15 protein-coding genes are annotated in these 17,534 nt (G+C 72.4%); 5 read left to right on the top strand and 10 right to left on the bottom strand.

Features of this window, described 5'->3' with window-relative positions; translation table 11 throughout:
* Positions 1-80 precede the first annotated feature (80 nt).
* Positions 81-308, top strand: coding sequence for a PLDc N-terminal domain-containing protein (locus ABFX51_RS02035; protein WP_346051679.1), 228 nt, complete (start codon positions 81-83; stop codon positions 306-308).
* On the opposite strand, the gene ABFX51_RS02030 is transcribed toward ABFX51_RS02035, so the two are convergent.
* On the bottom strand, positions 260-2,929 hold the full coding sequence (locus ABFX51_RS02030; RefSeq protein ID WP_346051677.1) for a cation-translocating P-type ATPase: 2,670 nt from the start codon (positions 2,927-2,929) through the stop codon (positions 260-262). The genes ABFX51_RS02035 and ABFX51_RS02030 overlap by 49 nt on opposite strands.
* 107 nt (positions 2,930-3,036) lie before the next feature.
* Between ABFX51_RS02030 and ABFX51_RS02025 the strand changes: the two genes are divergently transcribed.
* The gene (locus tag ABFX51_RS02025; RefSeq protein WP_091504201.1) at positions 3,037-3,573 is read left to right on the top strand and encodes a GNAT family N-acetyltransferase; all 537 of its coding nucleotides are present in this window, start codon (positions 3,037-3,039) and stop codon (positions 3,571-3,573) included.
* Here the strand turns inward: ABFX51_RS02025 and ABFX51_RS02020 are convergent.
* Together ABFX51_RS02020 and ppsA are read right to left on the bottom strand one after the other, a co-directional pair.
* The gene (locus ABFX51_RS02020; protein ID WP_091504202.1) at positions 3,554-3,985 is read right to left on the bottom strand and encodes a universal stress protein; all 432 of its coding nucleotides are present in this window, start codon (positions 3,983-3,985) and stop codon (positions 3,554-3,556) included. The genes ABFX51_RS02025 and ABFX51_RS02020 overlap by 20 nt on opposite strands.
* Before the next feature lie 7 nt (positions 3,986-3,992).
* Positions 3,993-6,254: a phosphoenolpyruvate synthase gene (gene ppsA / locus ABFX51_RS02015; protein WP_091504203.1), complete on the bottom strand. Its 2,262-nt coding sequence runs from the start codon at positions 6,252-6,254 to the stop codon at positions 3,993-3,995.
* A 169-nt stretch (positions 6,255-6,423) separates the two neighbouring features.
* Here ppsA and ABFX51_RS02010 point away from each other — a divergent pair, with 169 nt between their 5' ends.
* Positions 6,424-6,888 carry a universal stress protein gene (locus tag ABFX51_RS02010; protein WP_091504204.1) on the top strand — a complete coding sequence of 155 codons (465 nt, stop codon included), beginning with the start codon at positions 6,424-6,426 and terminating at the stop codon, positions 6,886-6,888.
* An 11-nt stretch (positions 6,889-6,899) separates the two neighbouring features.
* Positions 6,900-7,124 carry a hypothetical protein gene (locus tag ABFX51_RS02005; protein ID WP_091504205.1) on the top strand — a complete coding sequence of 75 codons (225 nt, stop codon included), beginning with the start codon at positions 6,900-6,902 and terminating at the stop codon, positions 7,122-7,124.
* Positions 7,125-7,399: 275 nt separating this feature from the next.
* On the opposite strand, the gene ABFX51_RS02000 is transcribed toward ABFX51_RS02005, so the two are convergent.
* The gene (locus ABFX51_RS02000) at positions 7,400-8,494 is read right to left on the bottom strand and encodes an acetate/propionate family kinase (protein WP_091504206.1); all 1,095 of its coding nucleotides are present in this window, start codon (positions 8,492-8,494) and stop codon (positions 7,400-7,402) included.
* An 8-nt stretch (positions 8,495-8,502) separates the two neighbouring features.
* Positions 8,503-11,145, bottom strand: a complete 2,643-nt coding sequence (locus ABFX51_RS01995; RefSeq protein ID WP_091504207.1) for a bifunctional acetate--CoA ligase family protein/GNAT family N-acetyltransferase — start codon at positions 11,143-11,145, stop codon at positions 8,503-8,505.
* Between the two features lie 203 nt (positions 11,146-11,348).
* On the opposite strand from ABFX51_RS01995, the gene ABFX51_RS01990 reads away from it, so the two are divergent.
* Positions 11,349-12,143, top strand: coding sequence for a hypothetical protein (locus ABFX51_RS01990; protein WP_245782865.1), 795 nt, complete (start codon positions 11,349-11,351; stop codon positions 12,141-12,143).
* Here ABFX51_RS01990 and ABFX51_RS01985 read toward each other — a convergent pair.
* From ABFX51_RS01985 to ABFX51_RS01965, 5 genes are all read right to left on the bottom strand, one after another.
* A complete protein-coding gene (locus tag ABFX51_RS01985) occupies positions 12,125-12,568 on the bottom strand; it encodes a DUF488 domain-containing protein (protein WP_177228521.1) in 444 nt (147 codons plus the stop codon). The genes ABFX51_RS01990 and ABFX51_RS01985 overlap by 19 nt on opposite strands.
* A gap of 90 nt (positions 12,569-12,658) precedes the next feature.
* Positions 12,659-13,459, bottom strand: coding sequence for a methyltransferase domain-containing protein (locus tag ABFX51_RS01980; RefSeq protein ID WP_342743455.1), 801 nt, complete (start codon positions 13,457-13,459; stop codon positions 12,659-12,661).
* 81 nt (positions 13,460-13,540) lie between these two features.
* Positions 13,541-15,913, bottom strand: a complete 2,373-nt coding sequence (locus tag ABFX51_RS01975) for a phosphoketolase family protein (protein WP_091504210.1) — start codon at positions 15,911-15,913, stop codon at positions 13,541-13,543.
* Positions 15,910-16,782, bottom strand: coding sequence for a universal stress protein (locus tag ABFX51_RS01970; RefSeq protein WP_091504211.1), 873 nt, complete (start codon positions 16,780-16,782; stop codon positions 15,910-15,912). The genes ABFX51_RS01975 and ABFX51_RS01970 overlap by 4 nt, the downstream gene beginning before the upstream one ends.
* Positions 16,775-17,392 carry a CBS domain-containing protein gene (locus ABFX51_RS01965; protein ID WP_091504352.1) on the bottom strand — a complete coding sequence of 206 codons (618 nt, stop codon included), beginning with the start codon at positions 17,390-17,392 and terminating at the stop codon, positions 16,775-16,777. The genes ABFX51_RS01970 and ABFX51_RS01965 overlap by 8 nt, the downstream gene beginning before the upstream one ends.
* Between the last annotated feature and the right edge of the window lie 142 nt (positions 17,393-17,534).

The raw sequence follows: 17,534 nt of genomic DNA, 5'->3' as shown, positions 1-17,534 counted from the left end.
CCCGGCACAGGGGAGCACGTCCCCGCGTGGAGCGACCTTGTGCCCTTCGCCGGCGCAACCGCGGGTGGCAGTCTCGCCGCATGACTCACCGCAAGCTCAGCGCCCCGCAGGTCTCCGCGCTGACCGGGGCCGCGCTCGTGCAGTTCGGACTCGCCGGGTTCGCCTGGTGGGACCTGTCCCGGCGGCCCGCGGCCGCGGTGCGCGGCTCGAAGACGGTGTGGGCGTTCGCGATCGCCGTGAACTTCGCGGGACCGCTGGCCTACCTGCGGTTCGGCCGCCGCCGCGTCCCCGGCGTTCCGGCGGTGTAGCGCCTCAGCCGGATCCACAACAGCTTGTCCGCCTCGACAACCGCGAACGCGAGCACGGCGGCCGCGAGGATCCGCAGCCATGCGCCGGCCCCGATCGGCGCCGTGTGGAAGATCGTGTTCATGGCGGGCAGGTAGGTGAACAGCACCTGCAGCCCCACGGTGATGCCGATGCCCACGGCGAGCATCCGGTTCCCGCGCGGCCAGGCCCGCACCACCGGGTGCTCCAGCGACCGGCAGCTGAACAGGTAGCCGATCTGCACGGCCACGAACAGGTTGATCGCCACCGTGCGCGCCTGCGCCACGGACGCGCCGCCGCCGAGCTCCCACCGGTACGCGGCGAAGGCGGCCACCACCAGCAGGAGCGAGATCAGGCCCACGCGGCGGAACAGGGCCGGCGTGAACAGCGGCCGGTCCGGCGGGCGGGGCGGGCGCGTCATGAGGCCCGGTTCCTTCGGCTCGAAGGCGAGCGTCAGCCCGAGGAACACCGCGGTGGTCATGTTGATCCACAGGATCTGCACCGGCACGATCGGCAGCGTCGCGCCCAGCAGGACCGCCGCCAGGATCACCATGCCCTCGCCGATGTTGGTGGGCAGCGTCCACGCCAGGAACTTGCGCAGGTTGTCGAACACCCCGCGCCCCTCCTCGACCGCGGACTCGATGGCGGCGAAGTCGTCGTCGGTCAGCACCATGTCCGCGGCGTCGCGGGCCGCGTCCGTGCCGCCGCGGCCCATCGCGACCCCGATGTCCGCCCGGCGCAACGCGGGCGCGTCGTTGACCCCGTCGCCGGTGATCGCGACGATGTGACCCGCGCCCTGGAAAGCCTTGACCAGCCGGAGTTTCTGGCCCGGCGACACGCGTGCGAACACGGTCGTGCGCGCTGCCGCGGCGGGTAGTTCCCCGTCGGTCAGCTCGTCGAGCCCCGCACCGGTGAGCACCACCGGCTCGTCCGCCAGGCCCACCGCCCTGCCGATCGCGCGGGCGGTGCCCGCGTGGTCCCCGGTGATCATCTTGACCGCGATGCCCGCGCTGTGACAGGCGGCGATCGCGCCGGCCACCTCGGGCCGGGGCGGGTCCTGCATCGCCTGCAGGCCCAGGAAGGTCCAGCCGCCGCGGTCGACGAGCACGGCGAGCGGCTCCTCACCGGACCGGAACCGGGCGAACGCCAGCACCCGCAGGCCCCGCTCGGCGAACTCCCGCTGGAGCCGGTGGGCCGCTGCCGCGTCCAGCGGCCCGGTGGAGCCATCGGCGCGCAGCTCCCGGTCGCACCGGGCGAGGATCTCTTCCACCGCGCCCTTCGCGTAGCCGACTCCGCCCGCGTGCGCTGTGGCCATCAGCCGCCGCTCCGGTTCGAACGGCACGAGGTCCACCCGCGGGTGCCGGGCCCTCAGCTCCGCCGGGTCCAGTCCGGCGCGCTCGGCGGCCGGCACGAGGGCCGTCTCGGTCGGATCGCCCTGGGCGCTCCAGAGACCGTCCACGCGGGACAGTGCCGCCTCGTTGCACACGACCCCGGCCGTCAGGCACTCCCGGACCGCCGGGTCGTCCGGCAGGTTCCCCGCGTCCACGGTGCGGCCTCCAGCGGCCACCGCGGTCACCGTCATGCGGTTCAGCGTGAGAGTGCCGGTCTTGTCGGTGCAGATCACCGTGGTACCGCCCAGGGTCTCCACCGCGGGCAGGTTGCGCACCACCGAGCGGCGCCTCGACATCCGCACCACGCCGATCGCGAGCACGATCGACACCGCCGCCGGCAGCCCCTCGGGAATCGCCCCGACCGCGAGCGCGACCGCGGCGGTGAACATCTCCGCGACGCCCGTGCCGCGCACGAGCCCCACGGCGAACGTGAGCACCGCGATCACCACAATGCCGACACTCAGCTGTTTCGAGAAGCCCGCGAGCTTGCGCGTCAACGGCGTGGCCACCGGGCCGGCGGTGGCCACCATCCGCTGGACGGCCCCGAGCTGGGTGGCCGCGCCGGTGGCGGTGACCAGCGCACGCGCGGATCCCCGCGTCACCATGGTCCCCGAGTGGGCCGTGTTCACCCGGTCCGCGAGCGCGGTGGCCGGCGGCAGTTCCCCCGTCGTCTTCGCGACCGGCAGCGACTCGCCGGTCAGCGCCGACTCGTCCACCTCGAACAGATGCGCCTCGACGATCCGCACGTCCGCGGGAACCTGGTCCCCCGCAGCGAGTTCCAGCACGTCGCCGGGCACCAGGTCCTCGGCGGGCACCCGCGCGGCCAGCCCGTCGCGGACGACCGTGGCGTGGGTGCGCACCATCCGGGCGAGCGCGTCGAGCGCCCGCCGAGCGCGGGACTCCTGGACGTAGCCGATCACCGCGTTGAGCACGACCACCCCGGCGATCACCGCCGCGTCCGGGTAGCCGCCGAAGACCGCCGTGACCACTCCCGCGACCAGCAGCACGTACACGAGCGGATCGCGGACCTGCGACACCAGCCGCCACAGCACCCCGTGGCCGGGCGGGGGCTCCAGTGCGTTCGGGCCGTACCGGCCCGCACGATCCCGCACCTGGCTCGCGGTCAAGCCCCCGCTGGGGTCGGTGCCGAGGTGCTCGGCGCTCTCGCGGACGGTCAGCGCGTGGAAGCCCGCCGTGGCGTCGACTGTCTGCATGCGGCAACGGTCCCGCGTCCCCGGCGATCACCACTGTGGCCGTTCTGCCCGGATCCCGGGGACCAACGACCTTTCCCGCCACCGTCCGCGCACGCCACACTCGGGCGGTGCACGGAAATGAGCCTGAGCCGCCGACCGGGTTCCGGCGGTCGCTGCGCCTGCGCGACGGGCGCGAAGTCGTGATCGCGCCGTTGACGGCCGGCGACGCCGAGGAGCTCGGCGACGCGCTGCGGCACGCCGACTCCGAGACGCTGTACCGGCGCTTCTGCGGCACGCCGCCGAAGGTCACCCCCGAGCTGCTGCGGTACCTGACCGAGCTCGACTACGTCCGCCGCTTCGCGCTCGTCGCCCGCGACCCCGCCGGAAAGGGTGTGGCGGTCGCGCGTTACGAAGCCACCGGTGCGCCTGGTGTCGCCGAGGTCGCCGTCGTGGTCGCTCCCGGCTGGCGCGGCAACGGCTTGGCGAGCGCGCTCCTGCGGATGCTCGCCGAGGCGGCCCAGGCGCGGGGGTTCACCGGGTTCACCGCGCTGTACCTGGCCGACAACCGTCCGGTGGCCGAGCTGCTGGCGTCGGTGCACGGTGCGCGGGTGATCAGCGACGGCATCGCCGAGGCGACCGCCCGGCTCACTTCGCCTCCAGGCTGACGGCGCCGTCGCGAGCGGTCCGGCCGGCACACCGCACCGGCAGGATGACCACCGGGCAGGACGCGAACCGCAGGCACTGGGCGCTCACCGAGCCCAGCAGCGCGTGCAGCCCCAGGCCGTGCCCGTGGCTGCCGAGCACCAGCAGGTCCGCGTCCTCCGCGGCCGCGAGGAGCACCTGAGCGGGATCGCCCACGACCGCCCGCGTACCCACGGTCACGGCCGGCGGCCGCGTCTGTCCCACCAGTTCGTCCAGCGCCAGGCGGCTGCCGCCGACCGCGGGCGGAGACGCACAGGCGGTCACGGCCACCACCTCCGTGCCGGTGGCGGCCGCGTAGCGCATCGCCCACCGCAACGCGGCGGTGGCCGAAGCCGATCCGTCCACACCGACGATGAGAAAGCGCTTACCGCTCATGGCGTACCTACCGCAACCCCTGCGCGTGTTCGAGCACCACGCGCCGCTCCGCCGAGGCGATCACGCCACGGGCCGCCGCCACCGCGTCCGGGTTGACCGAGATCGACGTGATGCCCGCCCGCACCAGGTGGTCGGCGAACTCCGGCCGGTTCGACGGGGCCTGCCCGCACAGCGACGAGGTGATGCCCAGCGCCCGGGCCTTGGACACGATGCCGCCGATCGCGTCGAGCACCGCCGGATCGGCCTCGTCGAACAGCTCCGCGCACTCGGTCGAGTCACGGTCGACGCCGAGCATCAGCTGCGTCAGGTCGTTGCTGCCGATGGACACCCCGTCGACGCCGAGCCCGACGTACTCCGGGAGCCAGTACAGCACCGAGGGCACCTCGGCCATGACCCAGCGGTGCAGCCCGCGCTGGCGCCCGAGCGGGCTCGCGTCGACCAGCCGCAGGCACTCCTCCAGCTCCCACTTGGTGCGCACGAACGGGATCATCAGATGCAGGTTCGGCGTCTGCTCACGCACGCGTGCCAGCACCTCCAGCTCCAGCGCGAAGAGGTCGGGCTGGCGGACGTAGCGGTAGCAGCCGCGGTAGCCGATCATCGGGTTGTGCTCCTCCGGCTCGTAGGCCGTTCCGCCCACGAGGCCCCGGAACTCGTTGCTGCGCAGATCCGTCGCCCGGTAGACCACGGGCCGCGGTGCGAACGGCTCGGTGATCTTCAGCAGGTACTCGGTCATTTCGTCCACAAAGGACTGCTGCTCGCCGTGCGCGAGCAGGTCGCGCGGATGCCGTCCTCCCAACGCCTCGGTGAGCATGAACTCCGCGCGCAGCAGCCCCACCCCGTCGACTCCGGGCAGGGCCGCGGCGTGCTCGGCCTGCTCCGGCATGGCGAGGTTGACGTACATCCGGGTTGCGATGGCTTCGACGGCGGCCGAGACCTCGACCGTCACCGGCTGGGTGCGCGCTGGTGTTCGCCGGGCTCCGGCGGTGATCTCTCCTGTCCCGCCGTCGACCGTGACGAGCTGGCCGTCGGTGAGCAGTTCAGTCGCCCGCTCGGTGCCCACGACGCAGGGCACGCCGAGCTCCCTGGCGACGATCGCGGCGTGACAGGTCATGCCGCCGCCGTCGGTCACCAGCGCGGCGGCACGGCGGATCGCCGGCACCCAGTCCGGGTTGGTCATCGGGGCGACGAGGATCTCCCCGTCGCGCAGCTGCTTGCCCTGCTCGGGACTGGTCAGCACGCGCACGGCACCTCCGGCGAGACCGGGCGACGCGGCCAGGCCGCGCAGGATCGGCTCGCCAGGCGTGGACGGACCGGCCGGCAGCGTGGTGATCGGCCGGGTCTGCACCAGGAACACCGCGCCGCCGTTGTCGATCGCCCACTCCATGTCCTGGGGACAGCCGTAGTGGTCCTCGACGCGGACGGCGAGGCGCGCCAGCTCCAGGACGGTCTCGTCGCCGAGGACGCGGCGGTGCGCGGCGGGCTCGGGCAGGTCCACCCGGGCGTCCCGCCCGTCGGGCCCGCGCACGATCTTGTACTTCTTGTCGCCGATCCGGACGTCCTCGACGTGCAGCTCGCCCTTGGCCACGACGTACGAGTCGGGTTCCACCGACCCGCTGACGAGCGTCTCGCCCTGCCCGAACACCGCTTCGACGACCAGCCGGTCCCGGTCGCCGGTGCGGGGGTCGGCGGTGAAGATCACCCCGGCGCGCTCGGCGCGCACCATCCGCTGCACCACCACGGCGATGGCGGGTTCACCGGTGAAGTCCCGCTCGGCTCGGTACGCCACGACGCGCGGCGAGAACGCCGACGCCCAGCAGTCCACGAGCCGTTCCAGCACGGCGGTTTCCCCTGTGGTGTTGGTGAAGGTCGCGTTCATCCCGGCGAACGAGGCGTCGGCGCCGTCCTCCCCGGTCGCCGAGGAGCGCACCGCGACGGGCACGTCCTCGCCGAGGCGGGCGTAGGCGGCCACGACCTCGTCCCGTGCCCCGGGTGACAGCGCCGCCCCGCGCACCATCTTCTGCATCTGCGCGCAGTTCTCGGTCAGCCGGTCGGAGTCGTCGGCGGCGGCGAGCGTCTCGGCGTGCAGGCGGGCCAGGTCCTCGCGGATCCCGCTGTACTCCATCGCGGCCCAGTACCCCTCCCGCAGCACCGTGAAGCCGGGCGGGACGGGGAACCCCGCCGAGGCGAGCTCACCCAGGTTGGCGCCTTTCCCGCCCGCGGATTCGGCGTCCACGGCGCGGAGCTCTCCCAGATCCTTGACGACGGCCATCGTGCTCCTCCTGGTGTTCCGGGCGACGTTGCTGCCAGCGTCACCACGCGCGGAAGCGGGGACGAGGGCCCGAAGTCCTCTGGGACGAGGCCTCCCGGCATGACCTTCGCCTCTCCCGCCCCGTGCCCGCGGCGCGCAGGCTGGTGGCGAACCGGAAAGGGAGGAAGCCATGGCGCGCAAGCGAAAGATCGTCGTCGGTGTCGACGGTTCCCCGCAGAGCGAGGCCGCGCTGCGCTGGGCGGTCGGCGAGGCCGCCGCGGACCGCGGCGAGGTCCGCGCGGTGCTCGTGCGCGCACGGGACGAACTGCTGCCCGGGACGTCGTACGCCATCCAGCCGCACGGCCGCCGACCAGTGGCCCAGGACGAGGACTACGCCGGCCTGCTCCGGGAGAGCGTGCGGAAGACGCTGCAGAACATCGAGAACCCGCCGCTCGTCGAGGACCTCGTCGCCGACGGCGACCCGGCCACCGAGCTGATCAAGGAATCCAGCGCGGCCGACCTGCTGGTCGTCGGCTCACACGGCGCCCGGATGGTCACAGAGCTGTTGCTCGGCAGCGTCGCGACGCAGTGCGTGCGCCACGCTCACTGCCCCGTGGTCGTCCTCACCGCCGAGTCCGCACAGCGACTGTCCTGAAAGGACCGGCGATGGCGAGCACCAGTCCGCGCATGCCCGAACCGGAACGCCGTGCGAGAGCGGTGCGGACCGTTGCGGGTCACGCGAAGGATGCCGAAGACCTGGTCGAGCTCCTGGACATGCTCGGCCTCAAGGCCACCGACGTCCACCCGCGACCCGAACGGCCCCAGGCGCCGCGGCAGCACAACAAGCACCTGTCGATCGCCGAGCTGGGCGAGCTGCTGCAGCACATTTAGACTCGGACGCGATGAGTAGCATCGAGATCAGGCCGGTCCCTCGGCCTCACGATGAGCCCGCCAAGACACGTTGTTGCTGGCAGGCGAGCTGATTGCCATCGATGGCGGGAAATGTGTGCTGCACTACCTCCGGAGGCACCCGGTCCGCCGGGCCGCGCGCACCAAGCCGCGTGGACGGTCGCGACGTCACAGCGTTCACCGCCGTCGCGTCCCAAGTCGCCGTTGACAGCCGGGACGGAGCGCGACAACTTCGAAGTCCCTGACCGGCGTGAGCCTCACGCCGGCGCCGTCGCCCCCAGCAGGGCCGCCGCTTCGCGGGCCAGTTCCAGGTCCTCCCGCGCGGTCACCGCGAACAGCGTCACCGGCGCCTCCGGCGGGCTGATCACCCTGTCGCCACTGCCCGCGAGCCGCGCCGGGTCGGTCCGCAGCCCCAGCACGCCAAGACCGTCCACCAGCTCGCCGACGAGCCCGGGCTGGTGCTCGGAGACGCCGCCGGTGAACACGACCGCGTCGAGCCGGTCCAGGCTCGTCACCGCGGCTCCGATCTCGCGCCGGAGCCGGTGCAGGTAGACCGCGACCGCGGTCTCCGCCGAGTCCTCCCCCGCCGCCCGTACCGCCAGCACCTCGCGCAGGTCCCCGCTCGTTCCGGTCATCCCCGCCAGGCCCGAGCGGTGGTACAGCGTGTCCGCCAGGCTGTCGACATCCGCCTCCCCGGTCGTGAGGACGTGCAGCAGCAGCCCGGGATCCACCGAGCCAGACCGCGTGGCCATCACCGCGCCTTCCAGCGGCGTGAAGCCCATGGAGGTGTCGACGCTGCGGCCGTTCCGGATCGCCGTCACCGACACGCCCGCGCCGAGGTGGCAGCACAGCATCTGCACGTCGGACGCCGCGAGCAGCTCGGCGCACCGGCGTGCGGAGTACTGACACGACAGCCCGTGGAAACCGTAGCGGCGCAACCTGTTCTGCGCCGTCCACGCGCGTGGGAGCGCGTAGCGGGACGCGGCCTCGGGGAGTCCACTGTGGAACGCGGTGTCGAAGCAGGCGACGACCGGCAGGTCGGGTAGTGCGGCGCGGACCAGCCGGGCGATGTCCACCGACAGCGGCTGGTGCAGCGGCGCGAGGGTGCCAAGCCGCTCCAGCTGCCGCAGCAGTTCGCTGTCGACCAACGCGGGACCGGGGCGTGAGCCACCGTGCACGAACCGCACGGCGATCGCCTGCGGGCGTCCCCAGCGCTCGATCGCCTCCCGCACCGCGCGTTCGTCCGAAACCGCTTCCGCGGCGGCCCACGTCTCGGCGTGCACCGACTCGCCGTCCTCGACCAGCGACACCTTCATGCTGGACGAACCGGGGTTCAGGGTCAGGATGCGCATGCTTCTCCTCAGGTCCGCAGTCGCCGCAGGAACGGGTCGGCAGGGGTGCGCGGCTCGATCCGGATGCGCGCGTCGAGCGCGAGGCACCCATCACCGCCGGCCACGAGGGGGTTCAGATCCAGCTCCGCGACCTCCGGCAGCAGCTCCGCCAGCCGGCTGACGCGCAGCAGCACGTTCCGCACCGCGTCCCGGTCGAGCTGCCCGCCGCCGAACAGTTTCGTCGACGAGCGCAGGCCGTCGAGCAGGCGATCGGCGTCGGTCGCGGTCAGCGGTGCCAGGCGCGCCGCCCGGTCCGCGACCACGTCGGTGTCGGTCCCGCCGAGACCGAACACGACCAGCGGGCCGAACACCTCGTCCGAGTTGATCCCCACCAGGAACTCGCGCCCCCGCGCGGCCATCGGCTGCAGCACGACCCCGCGCCAGCCGGCGCCGAACTCCCGCCGCCAGGCGGCCACGATCGTCCGCACGCGCGCCTCGTCGGACACATCGAGCGCGACACCGCCCTGGGCGCTCTTGTGCAACATCCCCTCGACGTCGGCCTTCAGCGCCACCGGCCGCGCCAGGTCGGCGAACGCCGCGACGGCCTCGTCCTCGGTCCCGGCGTAGCGGGTTTCGACGAGCGGGATGCCGAAGCAGCCCAGCACGTCCACGACCTCAGGTGGCGCGAGCCAGCGACGGCCTGCCGCGAGGTACGAACGCACCAGGGACGCCGCGCGCGAAGCGTCCACATCGGACAGCTCCGGTGCGGGCACGGCCGGTGCCGCCCGCCACCGCGCGTACCGCACGACGTGCCCGAGTGCCGCGGCGGCGTCGGCGGGATCGGTGTAGCTCGCGGTCACCGGCCCCTGCTCGTCGGCGAGCGGTTCGACGTGGGCGAGCTGCCCCAGGCGCACGGCGAGCACCGGTTTACCCGCCCGGCGGATCCGCGCGGGTACCGCGGTCATCGGATCGCCGAGTGCGGTCGGCACCGTCGCGGCGAGCACGGCGTCCACCTCCGGGTCGGCGAGCACCGCGTCCAGGCACGCGCCGAAGGTTTCGGCAGCAACGGCCGCGGTGGTGTCGATGGGATCGGCCAGGGAAGCCTGGGCCGGCAGCAGCGCACGCAGGGTGTCCGCCGTTTCCGGCCGGATCCCGGGAAGGACCAGCCCGTGCCGCACGCAGGCGTCGGCCGCGAGCACCCCGGCACCCCCAGCGTTGCTCAGGACGGCGACCCGGTTGCCCGCCGGAAAGGACTGCCACGACAGTGCGGCGACGGTCTCGACCAGTTCGCTGATCGTGTCCACGGCGATCACCCCGGCCTGCTCGTAGAGCGCATCGCGGGTGACCGCCGGAGTCGCCGCGGCGGCCGTGTGCGAAGCGGCGGCACGCTGAGCCACCTCGGTTTCACCGGTGCGGATCGCCACCACCGGTTTGTCCCGCGCGAGCATCCGGGCGAGCCGGCTGAACTTGCGGGGGTTGCCGAACGACTCCAGGTACAGCACGGCGATCTCCGTCGCCGGGTCGCGCAGCCACCACAGCAGCAGGTCGTTGCCGCTGACGTCGTACTTGTCGCCTGTGGACACCAGGCTGGACAGCCCGAGTCCCAGCCGGCGCAGGGACTCCAGCAGCGCGATCGCGAACCCGCCCGACTGGCTCACCACGCCGACCGGGCCCGCCGGTACCGTGCCGGGCACGAACGTGGCGTTCAGCCCGGCTCCCGGGTCCGCGACCCCGACGCAGTTCGGGCCGACCAGGCGCATGCCGTAGGTGCGGGCGGCGGTGACGACGCGGTCGCCGAGCTCGGTGCCCGTCAGCCCGGCCGAGATGACGACCACGGCACGGACACCGCGTTTCCCGCACTCCTCCACCGCTTCGGGCACGGCCGCGGCGGGCACGCAGACGACCGCCAGCTCCGGGCACTCGGGCAGCTGCGGCACCGAAGGCACGCATGGCACTCCGGCGACCTCCGTGGCATGCGGGTTCACCGCGAACAGTCGCCCAGGAAAGCCGCCATCGAGCAGGTTGCTCAGCACGGCACGCCCCACCGAGCCGGTACGGCGGCTCGCCCCGACCACCACGACGGACTCCGGCCGCAGGACCGACTGCAGGCTCGCGACGTCCGCCACCCGCTCCCGCTCGGCGAGCGCGGTCCAGTAATCCTCGCCGGGTTCCAGCACGATGACGAACTCCCGCTCCGGACCGCCGCGGCTCATCCGGTAGGGCAAGCCCAGATCGGTGAAGACGCGGAGCATGCGGTTGTTTTCGGCCATCACCTCCCCGGTGAACCGGCGGATGCCCTGGTTCCTGGCCAGCGACGCGAGGTGCTCCAGCAGCAGCGTGCCGACACCGTGCGCCTGAGCCCGTCCGTCCACGGCGAGCGCCACTTCGGCTTCGGTGGGATCGGCCGAGACCTCGAAGTGCGCGACGCCGATGAGCCGCTCACGCCGGAACGCGCCCACGGCCGCGTGCCGGGGCCCAGCCTCTCCGGCGATCTGCGCGCACAACCGGTCCAGCCCCGAGGGCAGGCCGAAGAACCGCAGGTAGCGGTCGCGATCGCCGAGCCCCTCGTGCAGGGCCAGAACGGCGGCGGTGTCCGGAGGGTGCAGGGGCCGCACGAAAACGACCTCGCCGTCGGCCAGCACGGCACTGGTGCCCGCGGAGGTAGGAGGCATGCCTTCAGAGAACCGTCAACCGCCCCGGCCCCGACGCGGCCGGAGTCCCCCAATGGCGATGACCAAGGTCCCTCGCGCCGGGGTCAGGCGCCGATCACCCGGCTGCCGGATTGCACACTGATCAACCGGACCCGCACGGTGGGAGGTCGCGGCCGTGGGGAGGCGGGATGAGCCAGGAAAGCTTGTTCGGACCGGGTGAAACCATGACGGGCAAACCTGCCGGCGACCAGTGGCAGGTGCTGCGCGTCCTGATCACCGTGAAAGCGGCTCCGAACCCGTCGGCGACCTACGGTGAGACCGTGTGCGTCGCCGGCATCCGGCTCGATCTCGCCAGCCCCGGCTGGGTTCGGCTCTACCCGATCAACTTCCGCGATCTCGAGAGCGACCGTTCCTTCAGGAAGTACGACGTGGTGAGAGTCCGCGCGCGGCCCGCACGCAACGATCCCCGCGTGGAGAGCTGGCGCCCGGACCTGCACAGCCTGCGCGTCGAGAGGCACCTGAACCCGTGGAACCCCCGTCGCCCCCACGTCGAGCCGTACCTGGGCGGGACCATGTGCGAACTCCTCGCCGCTGTCCGGTCGGCTCCGCCCGCTCGGTCGCTCGCCATCGTCCGGCCCGCGCGGATCGTGGGCCTGGACATCGAACCCCACCCGGGCTGGAACGAAGACGACCGCGCGAAGATCGACCAGTACGTGAGCCAGCTCGACCTCCTCGGCACCGAGCGCAGTGCACTGGAAGCTCCGAGACTGCGGGGCTGGTACCGCTACCGCTGCGACGCCTCCTGCCGTGGGCACCGCCAGGGCATCCTCGACTGGGAGTTCGTCGCGTTGCAACGTCGTCTGAACCACCTCGACGACGACGCCCTCGCCCGCGAATTGCGCGCCAGGTTCCTCGGGCAGCTCTGCGCTCCCGGCCGGAACGCCGCCTTCTACGTCGGCAACCAGGCGAAGCGGCAGCACGTCTTCAGCGTGCTCGGGGTCTACTCGCCGCCCCGGTGAGGATCCCGAGTCTCCCGCAACCGCTGTTCGACCAGGTTCAGCACGACGTGCCGGTGGCAGCGCTGCTCGTCGGCCTCGAAACACAGCACCGCGACCTTGGACTCCCGTGCGAGGTCGACGAGTTCGGACAGTGCCGCCTGGCTCGCGGGGTTCCGCTCGATGAGGTCGGCATAGGTGCTGCGAGCGGCCGCCAGCTCGTCCACCTTCCCGGCGAAACCCGGCCGGTTCTCCTTCGGGTTTCCCAGTGCCGGGCGGTGGAGGTACCGCACACCCGCCTCTTCGAGAGCGGCCGCCAGTGCGCGCTTGCTGAAACCGCGTTTACGGGACAGCGGCGTCAACCGCACATCCACCAGCAGCTCCGCGCCGGAGGCACGCAGATCGGCGACGAAACCGCCGACGTCGCGACCTTCATAACCCACTCCCATCACACCTCGACGCGCTGCCACGCCCGCCACCCTTTCACAGGCGACGCCGCCCGCTGCAGGGCAGCCACCTCGCGCTACCCGCACCGGTGGTCAGGCCCGGGCGAGCAGTTCGCCGTGGGGTATCAGCAGCACGCCGTCGGGATGGGCGGCCCAGTCCCGCCACGCCTGCGAGATCGCCGCGAGGTCGGCCTCCGTGGCCAGGCCGCGTTCGAGCGCCATCCGCCCCACCGAGGAGTGGATCCGCTCGGCCCACATCCCGCCCCAGCTCGCGCGGTCCTCGGGGGTCGCGTAGCTCCAGATCGAAGCCGAGGGCGTGACCTCGGTGAATCCCGCCTCGTGCGCCCAGGCGAGCAGGCGCCGGCCCGCGTCGGGCTCCGCGCCGTTGCCGTGGGCGACCGCGCGGTAGAGCTCCAGCCAGGCGTCCAGCCGCTCGTCCGCGGGCCACCACGTGAAGGCGGCGTAGTCCGCGTCGCGGACCGCCACGACCCCTCCGGGCTTGGTCACCCGCCGCATCTCGCGCAGCGCCGCCACCGGGTCGGACAGGTGCTGCAGCACCTGGTGGGCGTGGGTGACGTCGTAGGTGTCGTCGGGATCGGAGAGCCGGTAGGCGTCGTCGACGGCGAACTCGACGGCCAGCCCGCGCTCGGCGGCGCTCCGGCGAGCCTCCTGCAATGGCGCCTCGGTGATCTCGATGCCGCGCACCCGCCCCGGCGCGACGGCCTCCGCGAGGTCGAGGGTGATGCTTCCGGGCCCACAGCCCACATCGAGCAGGTCCAGTCCCGGCCGCAACAGCGGCAGCAGGTAGGCCGCCGAGCTCGCGGCCGTGCGAGCCGCATGGCTGCGCACGACGACCTCGCTGTGCCCGTGGGTGTAGATGTCCCGAGGTGCCACGATATCTCCCATCATGTGGGATACGAAACCCACATGATGGGAGACTACCGAGGAGCCTCCGGCCCCGCAAACAGCGGTCACTCAGCTCCAGGTCCAGTCCCGCACCTCGGGCAGGTCCTCGCCGTGTTCACTGATCCAGCGGTGGTGCCGCTCCCGCGCCTCCGTCATCGCCTGGCGGACGGGCGCCGCCGTGCGGGCCAGGCCCGGCACGCGGTCGATCACGTCGATCACCAGCTGGAAGCGGTCCATGTCGTTGAGCACCAGCATGTCGAACGGGGTCGTGGTGGTGCCGTGCTCCTTGTAACCGCGCACGTGGAACTCCGCGTGGTTCGTGCGCCGGTAGGCCAGTCGGTGGATCAGCCACGGGTACCCGTGGTAGGCGAAGATCACCGGGCGGTCCGGGGTGAACAGCGCGTCGAACTCCCAGCCCGTCATGCCGTGCGGGTGCTCGGTGTCCGGCTGCAGGCGCATGAGGTCCACCACGTTGACCACCCGCACCGCCAGCCGCGGCAGGTGCTCGCGCAGCAGTTTCGCCGCGGCCAGCACCTCCATCGTCGGCGCGTCCCCGGCACACGCGAGCACCACGTCGGGTTCGCGTTCGGGGAAGGTGCTCGCCCACTCCCAGATGCCCGCGCCGCGCGCGCAGTGCAGGGCGGCCTGCTCGGGGCCGAGCCAGTTCGGCGTCTCGTTCTTGCCCGCCACGATCACGTTCACGTAGTCCCGGCTGCGCAGGCAGTGCTCCGCGACCGACAACAGGGTGTTGGTGTCCGGCGGCAGGTACACCCGCACGACCTCGGCGCTCTTGTTCGCCACGTGGTCGATGAACCCGGGGTCCTGGTGGGAGAACCCGTTGTGGTCCTGGCGCCACACGTGCGAGGTCAGCAGGTAGTTCAGCGACGCGACCGGCCGCCGCCACGGAATTCCCCGCGCGGTGCGCAGCCACTTGATGTGCTGGTTGACCATCGAGTCCACGATGTGCACGAACGCCTCGTAGCAGGAGAACAACCCGTGCCGCCCGGTCAGCAGATAGCCCTCCAGCCAGCCCTGGCACAGGTGCTCCGAAAGCACCTCCACCACGCGCCCGTCGGTCGCGAGGTGCTCGTCGGCCGGCTCGACCTCAGCCTGCCACGCCTTCGCCGTCACGTCGTACACCGCGTCCAGCCGGTTCGACGCCGTCTCGTCCGGGCCGAACAGCCGGAAGTCCCGCCGCCCGGCGTCATTCGCGAACAGTTCCTTGAGGTAGCGGCCCAGCGCCCGGGTCGGTTCCGCGCTCGACGCACCCGGCTCGGGCACCACGACCGCGTGCGCGGCGAAGTCCGGCAACGGCAACGGCCGCAGCAGCAGCCCGCCGTTGGCGTGGGGGTTCGCGCCCATCCGCCGCTCCCCGCGCGGCACCAGGGCGGTCACCTCCGGTTTCGGCCCGCCGTCACGGTCGAACAGCTCCTCGGGACGGTAGGAGCGCAGCCACGCCTCCAACGCACGCAGGTGCTCGGGGTTGCCCCGCACGTTCGGCAACGGCACCTGGTGCGAGCGCCACGTGCCCTCCACCGGCTTGCCGTCCACAGTGGACGGGCCGGTCCAGCCCTTCGGGGACCTGAGCACGAGCACCGGCCAGCGCGGGCGCTCGCGGGAACCGCCGCGCGCCTCGTCCTGGATGCGCCGGATCCGCGCGTGCACGTCGTCCAGGGTCGCCGCCATCGCCTGGTGCATCAGCGCCGGATCGCTTCCGGTCACGTAATGGGGCGCGTACCCGTAACCGCGCAGCAGCTCGTCCAGCTCGGCCCCGGGGATGCGGGACAGCACAGTCGGGTTGGCGATCTTGTACCCGTTGAGGTGCAGGATCGGCAGCACCGCACCGTCGTGCACCGGGTCCAGGAACTTGTTGGCGTGCCAGCTCGTCGCCAGCGGCCCGGTCTCCGCCTCCCCGTCCCCGATCACGCAGGCGACGATCAGGTCCGGGTTGTCGAACGCCGCTCCGTAGGCGTGCGCGAGCGAGTAGCCCAGTTCACCGCCCTCGTGGATCGACCCGGGAACCTGCGGTGCCACGTGGCTCGGAACCCCACCCGGGAACGAGAACTGCCGGAACAGCACCCGCATCCCGTCGGCGTCTTGTCCCGCCTCCGGCGCCACCTCCGGGTAGCTGCCCTCCAGCCACGTGTTCGCCAGCAGCGCCGGACCACCGTGACCCGGCCCGGTCACGAACATCATGTCCAGGTCATGGCGTCGGATCAGGCGGTTCAGGTGCGCGTACACGAAGTTCAGCCCCGGCGAGGTGCCCCAGTGCCCCAGCAGGCGGGGCTTGATGTGTTCCGGCCGCAGCGGCTCGCGCAGCAACGGGTTGTCCAGCAGGTAGATCTGCCCCGCCGACAGGTAGTTCGCCGCCCGCCACAACGCGTCCACCTGGCTCAGCTCGTCCTCGCTCAGCGCCGCGCGGACCTCGGTCGCGGTGCTCACGGGCGCACCACCATGACCGGGCACTGCGCGCGGTGGACCAGCGCCTGGCTCGTCGAGCCCAGCAGCAGCCCCTGGAACCCGCCACGGCCGCGGCTGCCGACCACGACCAGCTGCGCCTTCGCACTCCAGTCGAGCAGCTGGTGGCGTGGGCGGTCCTTCACCACGACCCGCTCCACGGGCACGTCGGGGTACTTCTCCTGCCAGCCCGCCAGGCTCTCGGCCAGGACCCGGGCCTGCTCCTCCTCAGCGGGTTCCAGGTCGAGCACCGCGTACTCGACCGGCACCGCGGTCACGTACTCGTAGTCGCTCCAGGCGTGGACCGCCACCAGCGGCACCTCGCGCCGGCACGCTTCCTCGAACGCCGCTCCCAGCGCCTTGACGCTCGTGGGGCTGCCGTCGACGCCGACCACCACCGGCCCGCTCGCGGGTTCGTCCCCGCGGACGATCACCACGGGGCACTCGCTGTGGGCCACCACCGCGACCGCGGTCGAGCCCGTCATCATGCCGCCGAACCCGCCCCGCCCGGTGGGTCCCAGGACGATCATGCGGGCCACCCGGGACAGTTCGATGAGGAACGGCACCGGCGACACGCGCACCCGCTCGGTGGTCGCCACCAGATCGCCGTCCACGTCGCGGGCGATTTCCGCGGCTTCGGCCAGCCGGTCCTCGGCGAGCTTTTCGACCGCGTCGAAGGCCTCCTGCGGCATCGGAAGACCCGCGCCGTAGTAGCCCAGGGCCGGGTCGAAGCACGACACCAGGTGCAGGCGCAGCTTGCGGGCCGATGCCTCGGCCGCCGCCCACGTCACCGCCCGCAGTGCCGACTCGGACCCATCGACACCGGCGACGATCGCGCCAGCGGAGTCAGTCATCGGTTCTCTCCCTGTTCCGGGTCAGCACGGTCGCGCTGACCACTCCCGGTACCGATTCCGCCAGGACTTTCGCGACGTGGCGGTCGGTCTGGTCGTCGAACTCGTCGAGGACGCGCACGACCCCGTCGTGCACCTCGACCTCCCACCGTTCCGGCCCGCCGTACACCGACAGGTGGTGGCGGACGTCGGTGGCGATGTCGTTGTCCCGCCGGGCGAAGACGCGCACGAGGTCGCCGCGGGTGACGATCCCGACCACGCGTGAACCGTCGACGATCGGCATCGCGCGGATGCGGGAATCCAGCAGTGCCCTGGCCACCTCGGCGAGGTCCGCGCCCGGCGCCATCCCGATGGCCGGGGTGCTCATCAGGGCACCGACAGTGGCTCCGGCCGTCCGCGGTCCCACCCGTTCGCCGGGAGCGCACCGCGCGTCCCGGGGAATCCGGTCGGCGATGAGGTCGGCCTCGGTCACGACGCCGACCAGCCGGTCGTCCTCGTCCACCACCGGCAGTGCGGTGAACCCGTGCTGGGTCAGCAGTTCCGCCGCGTGTTTGGCCGCGGTGCCGGTGGTCACCGTGGTCACCGGCCTGCTCATGATGTCCTGTGCCCGCATGCCGACCACGCTAGGAACAGCAGGGGTGGCCGGACAGCGGCCGACCGTCCCGGGATCAAGTGACTTCCTGCCCTCATCGGAGCCGGGACCTCCCGGGCACGCTCGACCCTGACACCATCGCTCCACCGAAATCGCAGGGATC

Source organism: Amycolatopsis dongchuanensis, assembly GCF_039542405.1.
In the GTDB taxonomy this organism is placed as follows: Bacteria; Actinomycetota; Actinomycetes; order Mycobacteriales; family Pseudonocardiaceae; genus Amycolatopsis_E; species Amycolatopsis_E sacchari.
The sequence above is the reverse complement of the archived record's forward strand: the minus strand, read 5'-3'. Positions and strand labels throughout refer to the sequence as shown.